This is a genomic window from Bacillus sp. 3G2 (genome assembly GCF_044324725.1).
Classification (GTDB): Bacteria; Bacillota; Bacilli; order Bacillales; family Bacillaceae_G; genus Bacillus_A; species Bacillus_A mobilis.
Window position 1 is genome coordinate 3,285,500 of the sequence record NZ_CP172246.1, and the last position, 20,214, is coordinate 3,305,713.

Sequence of the window (20,214 nt, forward strand, 5' to 3'; positions counted from 1 at the left end):
CTAAATAACGAAGTGATTGCCCTCTTCAGAAGCATTTAATTGCCGTAAAAACTTTTTCGTACGTTCATTTTGTGGGTTTCGGAAAATCTCTTTCGGCGTCCCCTGCTCTATAATAATTCCATCAGCCATAAAAATAACGCGATCTGCCACGTCTTTTGCAAAATTCATTTCATGTGTAACAACAACCATTGTTATATGCTGTCTTGCCAAATCTTTAATAACTTGTAGTACCTCATTCACCAATTCTGGATCAAGTGCAGAAGTCGGTTCATCAAACAATAAAACCGCCGGATTTAAAGCCATTGCCCTAGCAATCCCTACCCTTTGCTGTTGTCCTCCTGATAACATTGTTGGATAAAAACTTTCTTTATCAGCTAAGCCTACTTGCTTTAATATTTCTCTCGCTATTCCCTTTGCCTCTTCTTCACTTTTTTTCTGTACAACCGTTAATGCTGTTGTAATATTTTGCAATGCTGTTTTATTTTTAAATAAATTATAATTTTGAAAAACCATAGCCGTTTTTTGACGTAATTGTATTATTTCTTTTTTATAAAGTTTTTTCGTATGAATCTCTAAATCTTCAATTCTAATACTGCCATCATTCGGCTGTTCTAATAAGTTTAAACATCTTAATAATGTTGATTTTCCAGAACCAGAAGGCCCGATAATGACTACGACTTCTCCTTTATTTACAGTAAGTGAAATTCCTTTTAATACTTCATTATGTTTATAAGACTTATACAAACCTCTTATCTCAATCACATATATCACCTCATTTCTATTACAAATATGGTGCATCAAGTTTCTTTTCTAACTTTTTCTGTCCCCAACTAATTACGATTGTAATAATCCAATATACAATCGCTACCGCTAAATAACTTTCCATATAACGATACGATTGTGCCGCTAGCATTTTCGCTTGCGCTAAAATTTCAGCCACACCAAGAGCAAAAGATAACGAAGATTCTTTTAACAATCCAACAAAATTATTTCCAAGTGACGGTACCGCTACACGAATAGCTTGCGGAAAAATAATTTGTCGCATCGCTTGCGCCTTGGTCATCCCGACTGATAAACAAGCATCCATTTGCCCCGATTCCACAGCATTTAATGAACCTCGAATAATTTCTGATAAATACGCAGCATTATTTAAACTTAGGCCAATTAAAGTTGCTTGCATTGCTGTAAGCACTGTAAATGTCGGAAATATTTGTGGTAATCCAAAATACAATACAAACAATTGAACTAATAACGGCGTTCCTCTAAAGAAAGAAATATACACCCTTGCAATAGGATATAAAAATTTTGTTTTATTCTTTGTTACAATAGCCAAACCGACGCCTATAACAAAGGAAATAAGCATTGAAACTACAGTAATCCCTAAAGTTATGTATACATACTTAAATAATTGCGGAAAACTTTCAAAAAAATATGCTACATCAAACTTCATTTTATCCCCCCTCTCTAAACAAAAAACTCTTCTTACACATATAAGAAGAGTTGAATGTTAATCCATTTCCCCCCCATCTTCCAAACGCATTATACGTTTGCTGGAATTAGCACAGTACTTTTATAGTCTGTTGCTGAGATTTCACCGGGCCAGTCCCTCCATCTCTCTCGATAAGAAAACTAATAAATTTTTCCATTTTTTATTGTTATTATGAAGAATACAGTTAATCATCTATAATGTCAATAGGAAAACTAAGAATTAAACCCATTACCTTTTATAATATATTTTCTTCCTACAAATTTCTTCACGTATACTAAATCTTGAGCGGTTCTATTAATACGAGATAAACGCCAAAAAACCATTACTTCTATTAAACATAGAAATAATGGTTTTATTTTTTATAGATTATTATTTCATTTTATGTACTTCAGCAACTAACTTTCCACCCTGAATGCCCATATAAAGCTTCACAGGTGCATCATTCGTGTTTTCAAATACTAAATCTAAGTATGGATATGCAATTGTAGCATCTCTTCCTTGTGGAACGTAACCAACCGTTTTAGAATGTGTCGTTCTCTCTACCATTTTCAAACCAGCTTGATCTGCTGCATTGTATAAAGTTGATGATGTTTGACAAACACCGCCACCATATCCATCTACTAATTTACCATCTACAATTTCTTTTCCTAGTTGATACCCTTTATCCGGCGTTGTATCACCAATTAATGCATTGAAAGAGAAACTGTCTCCTTTTGCTAATACAACTCCATTTATGCTCGCTGCTGACAAACGAATATTCTCAATACGACCACCTGTTGAGCCACCTAAATTCGTTTCATATCTTCCAATTACCGTGCCACTCCCTTGTGCATCATTTAATGTTGCGGTAGGTTTTTTCTCAACAATAGGTAACTGATATGAAGAATCCCACATACCAACGTTTAATAATTTATTTACTAACTCTTTTTCCATTAATTCAAAAGAAGGCTTTCCTTCTTGCCAACTTCCATCAGGTGCTAAACGTGAAGGAACCATCTTTTTGTCAACGTTTTTACCAACTTCCTTAGCAACCTTCTCTACCGATTTTTTAAATTTTGCTTCGTCTTCAAAATAACCTAGACTTGATAAATCTAGCTTTTTTACTTCCGTACCAGTTCGACCATCAACTAAACTAATAGAATCCTGTACCTCTGCTTTAGCCTCTACCGTGTGGCCACCAATATCGCTTACTAATGCAACATCACTTACTTTTGCACCACAGCCACTCACTATAGCTACACATAACACCCCAACTAATATACCCTTTACTTTACGGAACAATATACTCTCCCCTTTTTCCCAATATTACTTTTATGTATTATTTCATTTTTATGTATGTTTTGTTACAATCATTTTACAATATATTTATAAATTGTTACAAGTTATTTTTTACTCTATATAAATTACCCTTTTCTTTTCCAAATGTCTATACATATTTACACAAAAGTTTGAGTTTGATTGAATTGTAACCTTTATGTAACCTCATTATATTATCCAGTATATACCATAAAACAAACGAAATACAAATGTAAAAACTCCATATTCTTATTTCCAAAGAAACATCCTGTAAACATAAATAGGTATTTGCCGTGCCACACTCCGCTTTTACACATACATTATGGTGAATTAACCTATTTAAAAGAAATGGAGGATGTTTTTATGTACCCCTACAATCCATACGATCCATATAACCAACATGGTTATCAGCCTCAATATGATTTACAGGCACAATACCAACAATATATAGATCCAGAAGAACAAGTTAATCCATATGATCAAAATCGACAATTCCAACTTCCAATCTCTTTTCCTGGTACTGGAAACCGTCAACTAGAAAGACGAGTAAATGAGCTTGAGCAAAGAGTACGTCAATTAGAAAACACGGTTGAGCGTCATACACGTAGATTAAACCGCTTAAACCAACGTTTACGTACAGTAGAAAACAGACTGAACATTCCATTTTCAGCATTAGAAGACGGATTTTAATTTCAAAGATAAAAAATATGTGAAGGAAGGGGCCCCCCCTTCCTTATATAAATTGACGAAAGTTTTTTCCATCTCTATACTGATAAGAGTTAATGAAATGAAACAAGGTGATAAATATGGATTTTGAAATAAATTATCTTTCTTTTTATGTTGTACAAGTAGAAGGAAAAGGTGAAGCTGTTGATAAACGTTACAAACATTTTCAAACATTAGACGCTGAAGAATATGAAGATAGCTCCTTAAAAGAATTTTTGAATGGTGAATTATTAAAAATTTCAAAGCGAAAAGTAGAACGTCATGCGAAAACAGAACAAGCTCCGACAAAGATCGGTCGCTTCATTGTAGAAGAAGGACACGAACTTGATTCAAACCCTCATTACAACCTATTTAATCGCATTCGCTTTGCAGAAACTAAAGAAAACTTCAAAGATATGAGCGAACCTCTCGTTTATACATATCTTGACACAAGTGCTGTACGCGGTGGTGTATTTCTAATTGCGCAAGCAAAACTACGCAAATACTTTGATGATCCATTCGTTTTCGTTATGAAATGTGACTTTGAACCGAAAGTTGCTTCAATTTCAGATGAATCTACACTGATTCGTAACGTTGAAATGGCCATAACAACAAAAAACATGAAATCTATCCAATATCCGTACATGCCTGAAGAAGGTATGGTGGAGCCTGGCGAACTAAAAATACACCAAGCATCACACGCCCGCTACTTTGAAGACTTCTTAAAGTTCGTCGAGTATGAACGCTCTATGCCTGAAATTATGAAAACACAAGTAATGGACATGGTATACGACCAAATTGAAGATGTATTTGAAGAAGGTACGGAAGAACGCGAACAATTCGACCAAGCGATGGAAGTATGGGCTGCTAGTCCGAAACGTGAAATTATGGAACAATTTTCAACCGAAGAAGTAATGGAAGCTACAGCTCAAATCGTCGAGCATGCTCCTGAAGTGGAATTAAAGCTAAAAGCAGACCATATCTCTGTAAAGGCCCTGCTCGCTGATTTCGGGGATCAAATACATATCGCAAAGGTAAATGACCGATACGTATTAATGATTGAGGCTGATACACTTACGTTTGAGAAAGGCTTCTCTCCAATTGAGTTTCTGAAGCCGGATGAGTTGCAAGATGTGATTGAACGGATTGAGAATAAGCAGCAGTATTCTTATGACCCGAACGGGATTGAATAAAGTGAAACTTGAATCAGTAGGAGTTTTGTTTATCCCCACTGATTATTAGTTGAACCAATTGGGCTTTTACGGGCAGTTGATCCCCCACCTAACTTCGTTGCTTCAGCTGAATTTTAAGATGGGGGGTCTTACTGCCCGTTAATGCGGGATAAATGCTTCCATATAACTATTTTTCCTGAGCGCTGTTAACAAGCGCTCTTTTATTTGGGGCATAGTTGATATTTATAAAAAAACCGATTCTACTAAGAATCGGTTGCTCTGTTTTATAACAATATATACTTATTTTTTAATTTTTTTAACTCAAGATGACATTTGTTGCGGAATCTAGTAGATTCCTTCCTTTGTTGTACAAGCGTTTTTCCATTAGAGTAGTCACTATGTATGTGTTTAAAATGAAAATTTCACTTTACTACCTCAAATTTATTGTACTCGTAAAAAGATAATTGAAAACGATATTCTGGATGCTCTCTTACCCAATCGTAAGCTTCTTCTAAAATATCCATTTTGTTTTGTAAGTCATTCAGTTCACTACACTCGTCCCTTTTCTGTTTACACAGAGGGCAGAATCCATTCACTATTTCGGCACTCGTCGCCCTAATAGTTTTACTTTCTAAGTCAACTACTAGGCGAAGAAGAATAGAATGCTCTTCTTTTGTAGTCACGGTCATTTCAGCAATCCCATCCTCATTCCAAAAGACTCCATTTAATTCCATCTGTACGTTGACGTCTTTGATATCCAAGTCTATCATTATCACAACTCCCTTATATAAAACTCTTACCTTACTCTTCGATTTTAATCTTTATTACACCATGATTTAAAGATATATTAAGCGTTTTCCAATTCTTTTTTGGGGCTATAAAAGGAAGTGTAATTAGTGCTAATAGTGTAGTAAATATTATCCCAAAAACTAAAACGGTTAAAATGTTAAAGGTTGCTTCCATTTAACCCTACCCTCTTTCATTACTATGAGTTCTTATTAATATATTTCGATTTTTTACCATATCTTAATTTTCAAAGCAATTATAACGGCCCAATTCCAACAAATCCATTCCTATTTAATATGAATACTTTATTTATCCCTCAACACAATAATGTAAAATTTATGTAGATAGAAGTAGAGGAGAATGTCATTTAACCTCTACATTCTCCTCCATCTCAGCCAATTGCCTAATCTGCCTTTCCGCCTTTCTAACCGCCGTAGGAAAATGCTTTTTCAATCGTTCTATTGTAGATTCACTTATATAGTATCTTTCCGTTATATTTTCCCACGTGTCACTACTTTCAAATGTACTCCAAACGAAAGGACGCTCTGTATTTTTTCTCAATTCTTTAAATACCCATTTTCGCATCTTTTTTTTCGCTTTTTCTGTTAGTTTTCCGTTCTCTACAAGTTCAAGTTCACCATGCCTTTTGTACCGTTTATAAATATCTCTCTCGCTATATACTTTAAGAAGTATCTTGGCTGTATTTTCAGCATCTGCTAAAGCTCGGTGTTGCTTCCCTTCCCATGTTAAACCGAGCTGTTCTACTGCAAATTGTAAACTTGGTGTATGCTCAAATAGTTCTTCATACGCTTGGAAAACAAATTTCTGTAAATCAAATTTCCTCTCTTTTTCCATACATGGGCATTCTACACCGTGTAACGTACAATCATGAGATAGAAAACGATAATCTTCTCTTCCCCACGAAACAAATAGAGAGTCTTCTCCGATAAACTGAATAAATTTCTCTATAATTTGCGGGAATTTCTCCACACCAATTAAATCTTCCTTTGTAATTCCCGTTAATTTTGTCGTATGCCGAGTAAGACGTGCACTCGGTTTTACTAACTCTGAAAATTCTCCAATTATCTTCATTGTACTTACTTCTATTTTTACAGCTCCGATATCAACTATCTCTGACGGATCTTCTGATTTATACGGCCTAAAATTTCTCTCTATATCAAACACAATAAAATGTGTAGCGTTTTCCAATTTATTTACCTCTTTCTACATTCCTTTTCACACACATACTCTATTTTCAGTATTTATTTATTCATTCATGCACTTTATGCATGAAATACTTCGTCTAAAAAACGAAAATTCAATCTCATTATGCTATGTACATGGGAGGCTATTCAATAAAAAATGCAAAAAAAAAGAAGGGCAAGCCCTTCTTTTTTCCATAATTACTTCTTGTTAACGTTTGTAGCTTGAGGTCCACGGTTACCTTGTTCTACTTCGAAAGTAACTTCTTGACCTTCTTCTAAAGTTTTGAAGCCGTCGCCTTGGATAGCTGAGAAATGAACGAATACGTCTTCTCCGCCTTCAACTTCGATGAAACCGAAACCTTTTTCTGAGTTAAACCATTTTACTTTACCGTTTTGCATTTAAAAAATCCTCCTACAATGTACCTATATGTACATATTCATTTTCAACCACTTTACAATAATACTTCAGACATTAAAAAACTGCAACCCCAGAGGAGATTTAACATTGCTATCCTCCTCGGAAGTTACAGCTCATTTAAATCTCTATATTATTAAAAGTAAAATGGTTTAGATATAATATATCATATCACTATAATAAAAGCAAAGTTTTTTTTGCTATATAACTTTTTTCTTCCGATGCATTGCTTTTGATTCACCTGATCCAGCTACAACATAGCCCTCTTTTTGGTTAACGATGCGCCAGCCATGCCCTTTAACTGAGTCACATACTGTAACAAGTCCTTCTTCTAGGAGTACACGACAAACCGTACTAATCCCCGCCTTATTTTGCGTTGACGTTGTATATAGCACATGTTGATCTACACTTAAGGCTAAATAGCTACTTGCTTTCTGCTCACTTTGACATGTGTGCCAATATATTTTTTCACTATCAATACTTTCATCTATTTTACAAAAAGAAATATTCCCGCTACTCCCCTTGCACGACCCACTGGCTGCTACTATATAAGAATTGTGTAAAGTCAACGCTGAGATCATCTGATTCATCACGACCTTAATCCTCTTTAATTTACGTGTCTCCAAATTAAAGAGCCAAACACCACCATATTTAGCATGTATTTTCGTACCGATAAATAAGTAATGTTTATATAAAAATAACGATCGAATAGATGGTGCCTCGCCACCATACTCAAGAAATGGATGAATGGTTTCCCATGTCGAACCAAAATCATTCGAATGATACAACGTTTTATCTCCATGAGCAATGACAGTTCCTTGTACATTACTACACACATTCCAACTCGTTGCTTTTGTTGGAAAACGCTGCACCGTCCAGTTCTCTCCACCATTCATACTACGAATAAAAATCCCTTCGTCCCCTACACCATACACTACATTATCCTCGCTATGTAAATCCCTAATTCGTTTTTGAAAACCATTTAAAATTTGTTTCCATTCTCCGTCTTGTTCAATAAATAAGCCATTGTATGTAGTAGCTAACATAAGTTTTCCATCTCTTAACTTTGTGATAGCGGTCGCACTTAGCATTGTCTCCACGTTGACACTCCCATTCTTAGAACTTCTCAGCAAATGCAATTGCAAAATTACTGCATTTTTCAACATCCTCTTCATCTTCTGGAGCTAGTTCAATTTTCAACCCTTCTTGTACAAGCTCTGCACCGCGTTCTACAAGTTTCTCTTCAAATATCGTTACCGCTTCACAAAACAGTTCATACGCCGTATCTCCTGATCCGAATACCGCTACTTTTTTCCCTGATAAATCTATATTATCTAAGTCATCATGGAAATCTTCCGCTTCAAATGGTAGCTCACCATCGCCCCACGTATAAGATCCTAAAATAATTCCATCATAGACTAACAATTCTTCTGCATCCATGCCTTCCATTTCTTGTAATACTACTTCATGATCAAAAGCATCTAAACTAACTTTAATTAAATCAGCAATACTCTCTGTATTTCCTGACATACTTGCATAAGCTATTAAAATTTTCGCCACTTCGGCATCCCCCTCTTACAATAAATGATTCTCATTCTCATTATATTAATAATGAGAATCAATTTCAATTATATTTTTTATTATTTCCGTTTACTTCATACAAAAAAGCACAGATGACTATACAATCATCTGTGCTTTTTTATTACTTTTTAAAAATACCAAACGGCTTTCCAACTGGTAAAACAACTTTTCCGAAGTGTGTATTTAACACTGCTGCTGCTGAACCATAGAAAGATAATAATGAAATACATAGTTCAGAATACGCTGCTAAATTATGCATTGCATGCGGCATAACACCTAAAGTACTTAATGAAAGACCAATAAATAAGAAATCAATAAGGACGAAAATCATAAATAATACTTTATGTGTTTCCATTGCACCAATTGTCATAAAGATTGTGAAAATCAAATATCCAATAAAGGCTACACCAAGCTGTTTTGAATCTGCAGCTTGTGCTAATTTTTCGCCAAATACTCCAAGTTGAATTAACCAAGTCATTCCAACACCTAACCAAAATAGGCCGTATGCACCGAATGCTGTTGTACCGAACGTATTGTTATGCTTTGCATCGTGAATGCACGCAAAGATTTGTGCGAATCCTCCTAAAAAGATTGCCCATGGTAATACAAGTGAAACGCCATCTGTTAAGCCTAACTTTTGAGATGATGCTACAAGTGTTACCATCGCTAATCCAAATAGTCCAATTCCAGATGGATCCGCTGTTGTCATTTTCACATGATGTGTAGTTGTTTGACTGCTCATATAAACCTCCTGATTATAAACATACTCGAATACAATACTTAAATCAGAAGACTATGTCAATGGTTTTTTTTGTATGTTGTCAGACCTTATTTTTTTTATAATGATTGAATATACTTCCGACCACTTCATACGGTTTTATATTCACTTTTTCCAACTCGTGTATCGGCAACCACAACGGAATATAAATTCCTCTATCTTTCAGCTCGAATTCCTCAGCTTTACCACTTCCGAAAATCCCATCAGTAATATGGGCATTAAAATAATACTCCGTACCCTTATACTCCACCTTCGCAATAAGATGATCCACTTCTATATGTACCCCTAATTCTTCATAAACCTCTCGCTTCGTTGCTTCTTCAGGTGTTTCTCCTTTTTCAATTCCTCCGCCTGGAAAAACATAGTACGTTTCATTTTCTCGGATACGTTTTATAAGAGCAATTTTCCCTTCCTGCACAATGATAGCCGCGCCGCGATTTCTTGTCATTTTATTACCTCAATACCAATCGCAACTGTTCCCCACTTTTGTTCTTGTTCTTTCGTATATATTTTATATGTACTTTCTAACATTTCCTCTAAACTATCATTTTCACAACCCCATAATTTGTTATCAATTTGTTCGTACATTGCTTTAAAGCTTTCGTATCGTTTTATTTCCGTTACTTTTACAGTCATCGTTGCTGCTGTCGTAAGGTTCGTAAATACAATATGATCTCCTTGTTTTATAGGCTGACGTTTTGCATCATATAAACGTACTTCATATACTTTTTTTCCTGATTGAATTGATTGAAAAGGTTTATTATATAACTTCATTTCGTATATCATTCATTCCACTCCTTTTTTATTCGTTGCGTCTACTACTATATTTGTGCATTACCAATTCATACAACACAGTTCGACTTATTCCAAACTGCATATAATGTTCCATATCCATTACTTGCTTTAGAGAGGATGCTAAATTCGTTATGTTATATTTAAATCAAAAACCTGAATATAATAAATATGATATTGGTGATTATACTTATAGTAAAGTAGGGCCAACTATTTTTTCTTGGAATGATGAAACAAAATTAAAAATAGGTAAGTTTTGCTCATTAGGAGAAGAAGTCGTTTTCATACTTGGTGGTGAACATCGCGCGGACTGGATAACGACTTATCCATTTAACGCACTTTTTGATGAAGGAGCACATATTACTGGTCACCCTTCTTCAAAAGGTGATATCGTAGTCGGCAACGATGTATGGATTGGTTATCAATCCTGCGTTTTATCTGGTGTTACGATTGGTAACGGGGCCATTATCGGCGCAAAGAGTGTAGTTACAAAAGACGTACCTCCATATGCAATTGTAGCTGGTAATCCTGCAAAATTTGTTCGATATCGTTTCCCACAGGAAATCATTGAAAAACTAGAAAATCTCGCATGGTGGGACTGGGATATTTCTGTTATAAAAGGAGCCATTCCATTTCTACTTTCCAACAAAATTAACGAATTTTTTACCTCGCCCGAAAATGAATCTATATGATCAATACACATAAAAAGAGCATCCTATTCTTTTAGGATGCTCTTTTTTGTTTTATTTTTTATGCCCGTGCAACTGATTACACGGAGAACATTGAAATGGAATTATATCTAAGCAATTAAAGTTTGTTTCACAAATCTGTTCGATTGTTGGGACGAACGGTATGACAACAATATTACTTTCTATTATTTGTGTAACAGGTGGTAACACTGTACCTACTTGGTGTTCGAAACGGATACTCGCTTGATTAATATAATTCCCTGAACCACTTGGCGCGCTCTGAACTACTACTTGGAACGAAACTGTCCGTGCTTCACCTGGATTTAAACTTCCTATAAGAAATCCTGATACTGGGTTTACATTTGGCACTGGCGTATTATCAACCGTTACACTTCCAAGAACAAATCGAACACTACTATCTAACATATCTTGAAAACGAATATTTTGTATGACAGTATCCCCCGTATTCGTAATAACTGTCGTAAACGTAATAATATCGCCTATCGTTGCTGTTTGATGATCTGCCGTTTTTACGACTGTCGTTGAAACATTTTGAGTAATAAACGGGATAACAACTGTGTTACTATCAGCTTCAACTACTACAGGCGGTTCATTTGGATTCACAGTTGCAAACCCATTCGCTGTAGCAGTATTTGTAACTAGATTATTTATTTGCCCTCCTGTTATTACAACTTGGAAATTAATAATTGCTGCATCATTTGGCTGAAAATCACCTAACGGAATACCAGTATTCGGATTAGCAAATGGAAGAGGTACATCATTTACTGTTACTGTGCCATTTATAAATAACGTATTCGGATCAATGATATCTGTTAAAACAATATTCGTCACAGGAACTGTACTGTCATTAATAACAGCAATTCCATAAGTGACAACATCTCCTACCATCGCTACTTCAAAATCCGCTCCTTTTGCAACAAATAAAATTGCAGTATTTACCGTTACAATAACAGTATTACTCGTGTCCATTACCGTAATTGGCGGCTCTCCTGGTACTAAAATATACTCTGCTAACGCTCCAGCAACGTTTACTACTGTACCACCATCCGGAAAACTTGTAATCGTAGCTTCATACGTTACAAGTACAGTCTCACCAACCGGAATATCTGGTATCGTAAATCCAACCTGCGGATTTAACCCCGGCTGCGGAACTCCATTTATCGTTACACTATTTGGAACAAATTCAGCTTCCTGAGATAACACATCTATAAACTGAACATTCATCGCATCAGCAGTACCTGTATTTAATATACGAACAGTATACGTTACTGTTTCTCCTACTCCAACAATTGGATGATCTACTTCTTTCAGCATATCTAAACTACCTCTATTTACTGGTGTGACTGTCGTATTACTTGAGTTTGTAATTGTGAACGGTGGTTCTCCTGGAATCAATTCGAAATCACCAGTTACTCTTGCTGTATTCATAATACTATTAGAAGGTGGAATTGCGATTACAGTTACCTCGAACGTTATTAATACGCTATTTCCAACCGCAAGATTCGGTAATGAAAAGCCTACAAAAGGATCTAAACCTATTTGTGGAATCCCATTTATTTGTACACTTCCTGGAACGAATTCTAAATCAGGCGATGGAATATCAATAAACTGTACATTTGTCGCAGTTACCGTTCCTGTATTTGTAACTTGCACACTATAAGTTAACGTATCCCCTAACCGTGTTGCTTCTTTATTTGCTGATTTAATAACGTTAAATCTACCTCTATTTACCCTTGTGATTGTCGTATTACTCGGTTCCGTTACTACAACTGGTGGCTCTCCTGGTACTAAAGTAAAACTTCCCGTTATATTTGCAACGTTCGTAATTGTTCCTGATGATGGGATATTTGTAACCGTTGCTTGAAACGTCACTATAACCGTTTCACCAACGAGTATATCTCCAACTCCAAAGCCAGTAATCGGATTTAAATTTGGTTGCGGGGTTCCATTTATCGTTACGCTACTTGGTACAAATGACGCTCCTGCTGAAATCGTGTCAATAAACTGTACATTATTAGCTGGTACTGTTCCTGTATTCGTTATTTGAACCGTATACGTTAATACATCTCCAACGAGAGTAGCTGCTTTATTTACTTGTTTAATAACATTTAATCGTCCTCTATTTACAGTTGTAAGTGTTGTGTTACTTGGCTGATTCACTATAACTGGTGGTTCTCCTGGTACTAATATAAAGCTTCCCATAACATTCGCTGTATTAGCAATCGTTCCGTTTGATGGAACACTAACAACTGTTACTTGGAATGTGACTTCTACACTTCCACCTGGAGTTATATCCGGAAGTGAGAAGCCAGTATTAGGGTCTAATCCAGGCTGTAACACACCGTTTATCGTTACACTATTCGGTACGAATGTTATAGAGGATGGTAATACATCACTATATTGAACATTCGTCGCTATCACTGTTCCCGTATTTTGAACTACTGTTGTATAAGTGATTGTATCGCCTACTGCAACGATTGGTTGACTTACTGATTTTAAAACATTCAAACCAGATTCATTTATTTCTGTTAATGTCGTGTTACTTGTCGTTGTCTCAGTAATAGGCGGCTCTGTTTCACTTACAGCAAATGTAGCCGTAACATCTACAAAGTTTACAACTGTCCCCCCTTGAGGAATACTCGTTACCATCTCTTGATATGTGACAAGCACAAAATCATCTACAGGTATATCGGGAACTGTAAAGCCTATAAACGGATCTAATCCAGGTTCCGGGACGCCGTTTATACTCACACTTCCTGGTACAAATGCTACACCACTCGTACTTGAATCAAGAAATTGAACATTCGTTGCCGGCACTGTTCCAAAGTTAAAAATTAGGACATCATAAGTTAATATTTCCCCAACCGTCGCCGCCTCTTTATCTACTAATTTTAACGGGAAGATAGACGCTACATTGATGGTCGTAACAACTAAATTTGTTAATATTGTTTGTGTAATTGGCGGTTCTTGCGGATTCGGTTGTGAAGTAAACGTAACGTCAGCATCATTTAATATCACTTCATTATCTGGAATTTCCGTAATCGTCACTTGGAACGTTACAGAAATACTCGCTCCAGCATTTAATAATGGACTAACTGTAAAGCCTATTTCTGGATTTAATCCAAGTTGCTGTATTCCACCTATCGTTACACTATTGTCAACAAACGTTGTCCCTTCCGGAATGACATCTTGAAAAAGTACATCTGTAACAGGAATAATTCCTACATTCGTTATTAGCACTGTATACGTTAATACATCTCCAACAGCTCCAGCGGCAACATTTACTGTTTTTATTGGTGTTACTTCACCAGGAGGAGGTAATGGTATTGTAACTACTGTCGTATTACTTGTATTCGTCGTTGTTACAGGGGGCTGTAAAGGATTTAATAAAAAAGTAGCTGTAGCAGATGCCGTGTTTAGTACAGCTCCTCGTGTGGATGGCGCAACTACTGTTACTTGGAACGTTACAGTCAATGCTGTTCCAGCAGCGATATTAGGAAGCGTAAAACCTATATTTGGATCAAATCCAGGTTGAGGCGTTCCATTTATCGTTACACTATTTACTACAAAAGTTGTTTCTAGAGCAATTGGATCAAGGAATGACACATTCGTCGCTGTTACCGTTCCATTATTTCTAATGACTATAGAATACGTGTAAGTTTCTCCAAGTGCAGCTTGTTGTACAGATGAAGATTTTTGTATATTTAATCGAGCTGTATTTACTTGCGTCACTACAAAGTTACTATTCGTAACAGTCGTTATTGGAGGGTTTGCAGGATTTATAAGAAAACTTGCAGTAACGTTCGATTGGTTTCTTATATTTCCACCGCTCGGAACACTCGTCACTGTAACTTGAAACGTAATCGTAGCCGTTTGTCCGACCGGAATATTCGGTACTGGGAATCCTGCCATAGGATTCGCACCTTGTTGAACAACTCCATTTATCGTCACACTATTTGCTACAAACGCAGTACCCGACGGAATTGGATCTTGAAAAATAATATTCGTTGCAGGAACAGTTCCTGTATTTTGAATAAGAATCGTATACGTTAACGTATCTCCTACTCCTGCTTGTGGTGTATTTACACTCTTCATTACATTAAGTGATCCCACATTTACTCGCGTCACAACAATATTACTAATCGTTACAATTGTAATTGGTGGCTGGAGAGGACTTACTTGGAAATCCGCAGTTACATTCGCATTATTCGGAAGAACTCTATTTGGTGGTACACTCGTGATCGTCACTTGAAAAGTAACTGTTACCATCCCTCCTACTGGAATATTAGCAAGTGAAAATCCAGTTATTGGGTTTAAACCAGGTTGAGATATCCCGTTTATTGTTACACTATTCACTACAAAAGTGGTTCCTGATGGAATTGGATCAAGGAATGACACATTTGTCGCTGCTACCGTTCCACTATTTTGTATACGAACTGTATACGTTAACGTATCTCCTACTCCTGCTTCAGTAGCGCTTACACTCTTCATTACATTTAACCCTGAAGAATTCACCACTGTCATAACAGTATTACTTGGTACTGTTACAGTAATTGGTGGCTCTGTTGGATTTACAAGGAAATCTCCAGTTACATTCGCATTATTTACGACATTATTTCCTTGGGGAATTTCATCAATTAATACTTCAAACGTAACAATTGCACTCGTGCCAGTAGGCAAATTATTTAATGGGAATCCAAGTTCTGGATCTGCCCCTTCTTGTAAAACACCATTAACAACTACACTATTTTCAATAAATAATGTCCCTTGTGGAATTGAATCTTGGAAAAATACATTTGTAGCTGGTACACTACCTGCATTTATAATTTCGATTGTATATACTAAAACATCCCCTACTGTTGCAACATCCGTGTTCACTGATTTCACAACTTCAAAGTTCCCTGATTGTACTGTTGTATTCACAACATTACTCGGAACATTGATTGTTACTGGTGGTTCACTCGGATTCACCTGAAAACTCGCTGTTACATTTGCTTGATTTAAAATATCTTCATTTTCTGGATCCTGTACAATTAATACGTCAAATGTGACTACAACGGTTTGAGCCGCAGAAATATTCGGAAGAGAAAATCCTGTATTTGGACTCAATCCACTTTGCGGTACTCCATTAATTGTTACAGAATTTGCAACAAATGAAACAGCAGAAGGAATAGGGTCTTGGAAAAATACATTTGTTAATGGAACGTTTCCTGTATTTTGGACGGCAATCGTGTACGTTAAAGTGTCACCGACTGCTGCTTGCGTTGTATTCACTTCTTTTATTACATTTAAACCGCCTGTATTCACTTGTGTCACAACTGTATTCGTTTGTCTATTAATCGTTATCGGTGGTTGATTCGGTTTAACGACGAAATTAGCAGATACATTTCCGCGATTCGCAATTGTACCTCCTGATGGCGTAGATGTCACTCGGACTTGAAAACGCACTGTCCTACTTCCACCTGGAGAAATATTTGCTACCGCAAACCCAGTCGAAGGATTTGCTCCAGGTTGTGAAACCCCATCTACAGTTACACTATTTGCGATAAAAGTCGTTCCAATTGGGATTGGATCTTGAAAAATAACATTCGTCGCCAGTACATTCCCTATATTTTCAATTGTAACAGTGTACGTAAGAACGTCATTCACTGTCGCAAAAGCTCTATCCACTGTTTTTCTCGTTCTTATATCAGCTATATTAATAGTAGTAACTACAGTATTACTTGTCGCTTGCCCTGAAACTGGTTGTTGACCAGGTACTGGCGTAAAGTTAAATGTCGTACTCGCACGGTTCGGAATTGGATTAACAAGTGGATTAGATGTTACTCGAACTTGAAAACGCACTACAGTCGTTTGCGAAGCATTAATACTTCCTAGATTAATACTACTTGCTGGATTCGCTCCTGGACGTGCTACTCCATTCACTGTAACACTATTCGGAACAAATGTTGTTCCACCAGGGATACTATCAACAAAAACAACATTATTTGCAGTGACATTTCCATTATTCGTCACATTAATCGTGTATGTTAATACATCATTAAGTGTTGCGGTCTGTAAATCTACAGATTTTTGCATACTTATAGTTGCTTGATTCACTGTCGTTTGTACTGTATTTGAAGAAGACATACTAGTAATAGGTGGACTACCGACAAAAGGACGGAATTGATATGAGACCATTGCACGATTTGAAATAGGATTTGGGTTTGGGAACGATGTTATTCGCACTTGAAATGTAACAACTCTTTGCGTATTATTTGGAATTGTGCCTAAATTAATTCCATTAGCAGGGTTCGCATTTGGCTGTGTTACTCCCCCTACTGTTACACTACCTGTAACAAACGTCGTTCCGTTCGGAATACTGTCTTGTAATATAACATTTTCTGCACTTCCCGTACCTGTATTAGGAACTGTAATTGTGTAGGTAAGAATATCCCCAACTCCTGCAACTGTTCTATTGACCGATTTAGCAGGATTAATAATTGGCCCCGTTGCATCAATTTGAACCCCAAAACCAGCTGCAGCGTATCCATCTCCATTTGTAACGAATCGAACCGTTGCTGACGTTTGATTGTTTACTAATGATGCAGAGGCATTTACATTTGTAATATCCCACCCTTGCCTTCGGACCGCTAAAGCTATCCCTAATGGCTGATTCAAATCTCCAAACGTTCCAGTTGTATCTAACTCCCCAATGTCGTTACAAATTTGTGACTGAAAGAAATTATTAGCAGGGTTTCTCGGGCCGGATAATGCAACTGTAGCATTTGCATTCGGTCCAAAGCGAAGTTGATCTCCAACAATGTTAGAATCACCTTCTTGAGCAGTTACGAGCACTCGTCCTGTTACAACTCCTGTGGCTGGGGTAGCAAATCCTGAAATAGTAGCATCAACCGGTGGTGATGAAGCATCGATAATTTCTTGACCTGCATAAACTGACAAATTCCGAAGTGGCAAACTTGCATTTTGATAAACAACCTCAAGTGTCCAACCAGCCGAACGACTGATAGTTGGATCAGATGAAGTTCTTGCGGCTGGCACTGCACCCGTTGTATAAGTTCCTGCCCCACCTGCACTAACAAGATTCGTTACATTAGCAGAGCGAGCGTAATAAAATTGGTTTCCTACTGAACCTTGTTGCGCGGTAGCAGGATCTGGCGTAACAGAAAACGTCCCTGCTGGCGTTGTAAATGTAATGTTATCATTTAAAAAAGGTAAAACATCTTCCGTATCAGTCCGGAAAGTACCAGCCCAAACTAATTCTGCATATAACACACTGCTTCCCGCTGGAAGATTTAAAATTGCACTTGAAGAATTCAATTGCCACTCATCTGTTGTCCCTGCTGGGAATCCTGGTACTTGCAACGCTGTATTTACTGTCGTAAACACAGCAAGTGTACCAAAAATATTACCTGGTGCAGGTGATGTAGGACTAAGTCCCAGCGTATTCCCAGTGAACGTGACGGCACCAGGTACTGTTGTTGTAAAACGATTTATAAAAGGCACACAATCATCTCATTTCAATTATAGTAAAAAGTGCTCTATACTATAAAATGTAGACAAACTATGCAATGTACTTTGTCCAACAAAATTCCGCACATACGAGAGGAGCTTACTACACTATGCGTTATGTTATCGTAACAGGAACTTCACAAGGTTTAGGTGAAGCAATTGCTGCGCAATTGTTAGAAGAAAACACGAGTATCATCTCTATTTCTAGAAGAGAAAATAAAGAACTTACGAAACTCGCAGAGCAATATAACAGCAATTGTATTTTCCACTCCTTAGATCTTCAAGATGTACATAATTTAGAAACGAACTTTAACGAAATCATTTCATCTATTCCAGAAGACACTGTATCCTCTATTCATTTAATTAATAACGCTGGTACACTCGCACCAATGAAACCAATAGAAAAAGCTGAAAGCGAACTGCTCATTACGAACGTTCAAATTAATTTACTTGCACCTATGATTCTTACCTCCACTTTCATGAAACATACGAAAGACTGGAAAGTAGATAAACGCGTTATTAACATTTCATCTGGTGCAGGAAAAAATCCTTACTTTGGCTGGGGCGCTTATTGTACGACGAAAGCTGGTGTAAATATGTTTACACAGTGCGTAGCAACCGAAGAAGCAGAAAAAGAATATCCGGTAAAAATCGTCGCATTTGCACCTGGTGTTGTTGATACAAGTATGCAAGCACAAATTCGTGAAACAAATAAAGAAGACTTCATACATTTAGATCGCTTCATCACACTAAAAGAAGAAGGAAAACTACTATCACCTGAATACGTTGCGAAAGCAATTCGTAGCTTACTAGAAACTGAGAATTTCCCGCAAGGTGAAGTAATTCGAATTGATGAATAACAAAAAGGCACGCTCTAATAGCGTGCCTTTCATTTTATTTCTCTAAAAATATAAGTACAGATTCCGCAATTTGTTCATAACCAATCTCTTGGTAAATTTTATTTGATGTCGGATTTGCTAGATCCGTATATAAAGTCGTTGTTTTGTAACCTTCGTCTAACATACGTTGACTAAGTGCAGCGACACAACTAGATGCGTACCCTTTTTTCCGTTCTTCTTTCGGCGTATATACGAAATTAACTGTTATATTATTTGTAGTTGGTCTCGTTTTTGCAGCTACAGAAACAAGTTTCCCGTCTACTTCTAGACCAAAAAGACGACGATTAGTAATTAATGTATGGGCGGTTTGTTTCGCTTCTTCTTTCGTAGTAGGAAGCTTCACATCTTCGCAAAATTGATATATCCACTGTTCTATTAATGGTAGCTCCTCACTACTTACTTCTCGAAAGATTCCATCTCCGTTCCACTTTTTCTGTACTTGCTTTAATTCATATATACCTTGCTCCATTGCAACATTCGTTTTCTTATTTTCTATCGCCGCAATCTCTTCCGCTAATCTCTGTACAACTTTCTTATTACCAATTAATCCAGGAACATTTGGATATACTTTCGTTAGTTCCTTTGCAAGTTCCACGATGTCCTCTTCCGCAATTTCAGACGTAGCAACAATGATTTGTTTCTTCTCTTCTGTTTGAAGAAATACAACTGCAATTTCTTCCTCTTGTTTTACTACCCCCATAAATATCGGTTGTTGGATCATTTGTAATACACCTAATATGAGATTATTTTCCTGCTCATTCTTTTCCAAAAATGGCATAACTTCTTCTTTAAAAGTAAGAATCTCTTCATATACATGTAATTGAATCATCGACAATCTCTTCTCTCTATTTATAGTTTCATAAAGTATTGGCGA

Annotated in this window: 17 protein-coding genes and 1 riboswitch; of the genes, 4 read left to right on the top strand and 13 right to left on the bottom strand. The window is 36.6% G+C overall.

All coding sequences use genetic code 11. From position 1 onward, the window contains the following. The 3 genes from ACHZK0_RS16880 to ACHZK0_RS16890 all read right to left on the bottom strand — a co-directional run bounded on the left by ACHZK0_RS16880 (position 1) and on the right by ACHZK0_RS16890 (position 2,770). Positions 1-762 (bottom strand): amino acid ABC transporter ATP-binding protein, encoded by a 762-nt coding sequence (locus tag ACHZK0_RS16880; protein ID WP_262741608.1) that lies wholly within the window; start codon positions 760-762, stop codon positions 1-3. Positions 763-781: 19 nt separating this feature from the next. Beyond that, the gene (locus ACHZK0_RS16885; RefSeq protein WP_073515838.1) at positions 782-1,450 is read right to left on the bottom strand and encodes an amino acid ABC transporter permease; all 669 of its coding nucleotides are present in this window, start codon (positions 1,448-1,450) and stop codon (positions 782-784) included. 70 nt (positions 1,451-1,520) lie between these two features. Further along, positions 1,521-1,627, bottom strand: a riboswitch (SAM riboswitch). Between the two features lie 231 nt (positions 1,628-1,858). Continuing rightward, positions 1,859-2,770: a VanW family protein gene (locus ACHZK0_RS16890; protein ID WP_073515839.1), complete on the bottom strand. Its 912-nt coding sequence runs from the start codon at positions 2,768-2,770 to the stop codon at positions 1,859-1,861. A 378-nt stretch (positions 2,771-3,148) separates the two neighbouring features. On the opposite strand from ACHZK0_RS16890, the gene ACHZK0_RS16895 reads away from it, so the two are divergent. Together ACHZK0_RS16895 and ACHZK0_RS16900 are read left to right on the top strand one after the other, a co-directional pair. Beyond that, positions 3,149-3,475: a hypothetical protein gene (locus ACHZK0_RS16895; RefSeq protein ID WP_141435038.1), complete on the top strand. Its 327-nt coding sequence runs from the start codon at positions 3,149-3,151 to the stop codon at positions 3,473-3,475. 116 nt (positions 3,476-3,591) lie between these two features. Beyond that, entirely contained in the window at positions 3,592-4,683 is a 1,092-nt protein-coding gene (locus tag ACHZK0_RS16900; RefSeq protein ID WP_395760729.1) for a DUF3900 domain-containing protein, read from the top strand. Positions 4,684-5,084: 401 nt separating this feature from the next. On the opposite strand, the gene ACHZK0_RS16905 is transcribed toward ACHZK0_RS16900, so the two are convergent. The 8 genes from ACHZK0_RS16905 to ACHZK0_RS16940 form a co-directional block, all read right to left on the bottom strand. Continuing rightward, on the bottom strand, positions 5,085-5,432 hold the full coding sequence (locus tag ACHZK0_RS16905) for a hypothetical protein (RefSeq protein ID WP_395760730.1): 348 nt from the start codon (positions 5,430-5,432) through the stop codon (positions 5,085-5,087). A 379-nt stretch (positions 5,433-5,811) separates the two neighbouring features. Then, positions 5,812-6,657: an exonuclease gene (locus ACHZK0_RS16910; RefSeq protein WP_262741605.1), complete on the bottom strand. Its 846-nt coding sequence runs from the start codon at positions 6,655-6,657 to the stop codon at positions 5,812-5,814. A 194-nt stretch (positions 6,658-6,851) separates the two neighbouring features. After that, positions 6,852-7,052 carry a cold shock-like protein CspB gene (gene cspB / locus ACHZK0_RS16915; RefSeq protein WP_001179148.1) on the bottom strand — a complete coding sequence of 67 codons (201 nt, stop codon included), beginning with the start codon at positions 7,050-7,052 and terminating at the stop codon, positions 6,852-6,854. A gap of 216 nt (positions 7,053-7,268) precedes the next feature. Next, complete coding sequence (locus ACHZK0_RS16920) at positions 7,269-8,168, bottom strand: WD40/YVTN/BNR-like repeat-containing protein (protein WP_270606678.1); 900 nt, start codon at positions 8,166-8,168, stop codon at positions 7,269-7,271. A 16-nt stretch (positions 8,169-8,184) separates the two neighbouring features. Beyond that, on the bottom strand, positions 8,185-8,628 hold the full coding sequence (locus tag ACHZK0_RS16925; protein ID WP_001062768.1) for a flavodoxin: 444 nt from the start codon (positions 8,626-8,628) through the stop codon (positions 8,185-8,187). Between the two features lie 142 nt (positions 8,629-8,770). Continuing rightward, the gene (locus ACHZK0_RS16930; protein ID WP_048560369.1) at positions 8,771-9,391 is read right to left on the bottom strand and encodes an acetate uptake transporter; all 621 of its coding nucleotides are present in this window, start codon (positions 9,389-9,391) and stop codon (positions 8,771-8,773) included. Positions 9,392-9,470: 79 nt separating this feature from the next. Beyond that, the gene (locus ACHZK0_RS16935) at positions 9,471-9,875 is read right to left on the bottom strand and encodes an NUDIX hydrolase (protein ID WP_262741603.1); all 405 of its coding nucleotides are present in this window, start codon (positions 9,873-9,875) and stop codon (positions 9,471-9,473) included. Beyond that, on the bottom strand, positions 9,872-10,213 hold the full coding sequence (locus ACHZK0_RS16940; RefSeq protein WP_395760731.1) for an ASCH domain-containing protein: 342 nt from the start codon (positions 10,211-10,213) through the stop codon (positions 9,872-9,874). The genes ACHZK0_RS16935 and ACHZK0_RS16940 overlap by 4 nt, the downstream gene beginning before the upstream one ends. Positions 10,214-10,353: 140 nt before the next feature. Here ACHZK0_RS16940 and ACHZK0_RS16945 point away from each other — a divergent pair, with 140 nt between their 5' ends. Continuing rightward, complete coding sequence (locus ACHZK0_RS16945) at positions 10,354-10,911, top strand: CatB-related O-acetyltransferase (protein ID WP_262741602.1); 558 nt, start codon at positions 10,354-10,356, stop codon at positions 10,909-10,911. Positions 10,912-10,962: 51 nt separating this feature from the next. On the opposite strand, the gene ACHZK0_RS16950 is transcribed toward ACHZK0_RS16945, so the two are convergent. Then, positions 10,963-18,435, bottom strand: coding sequence for a hypothetical protein (locus ACHZK0_RS16950; RefSeq protein WP_395760732.1), 7,473 nt, complete (start codon positions 18,433-18,435; stop codon positions 10,963-10,965). A 116-nt stretch (positions 18,436-18,551) separates the two neighbouring features. Here ACHZK0_RS16950 and ACHZK0_RS16955 point away from each other — a divergent pair, with 116 nt between their 5' ends. Next, on the top strand, positions 18,552-19,301 hold the full coding sequence (locus ACHZK0_RS16955) for a (S)-benzoin forming benzil reductase (protein WP_262741600.1): 750 nt from the start codon (positions 18,552-18,554) through the stop codon (positions 19,299-19,301). 34 nt (positions 19,302-19,335) lie between these two features. On the opposite strand, the gene ACHZK0_RS16960 is transcribed toward ACHZK0_RS16955, so the two are convergent. Next, complete coding sequence (locus ACHZK0_RS16960; RefSeq protein WP_262741599.1) at positions 19,336-20,169, bottom strand: GNAT family N-acetyltransferase; 834 nt, start codon at positions 20,167-20,169, stop codon at positions 19,336-19,338. Between the last annotated feature and the right edge of the window lie 45 nt (positions 20,170-20,214).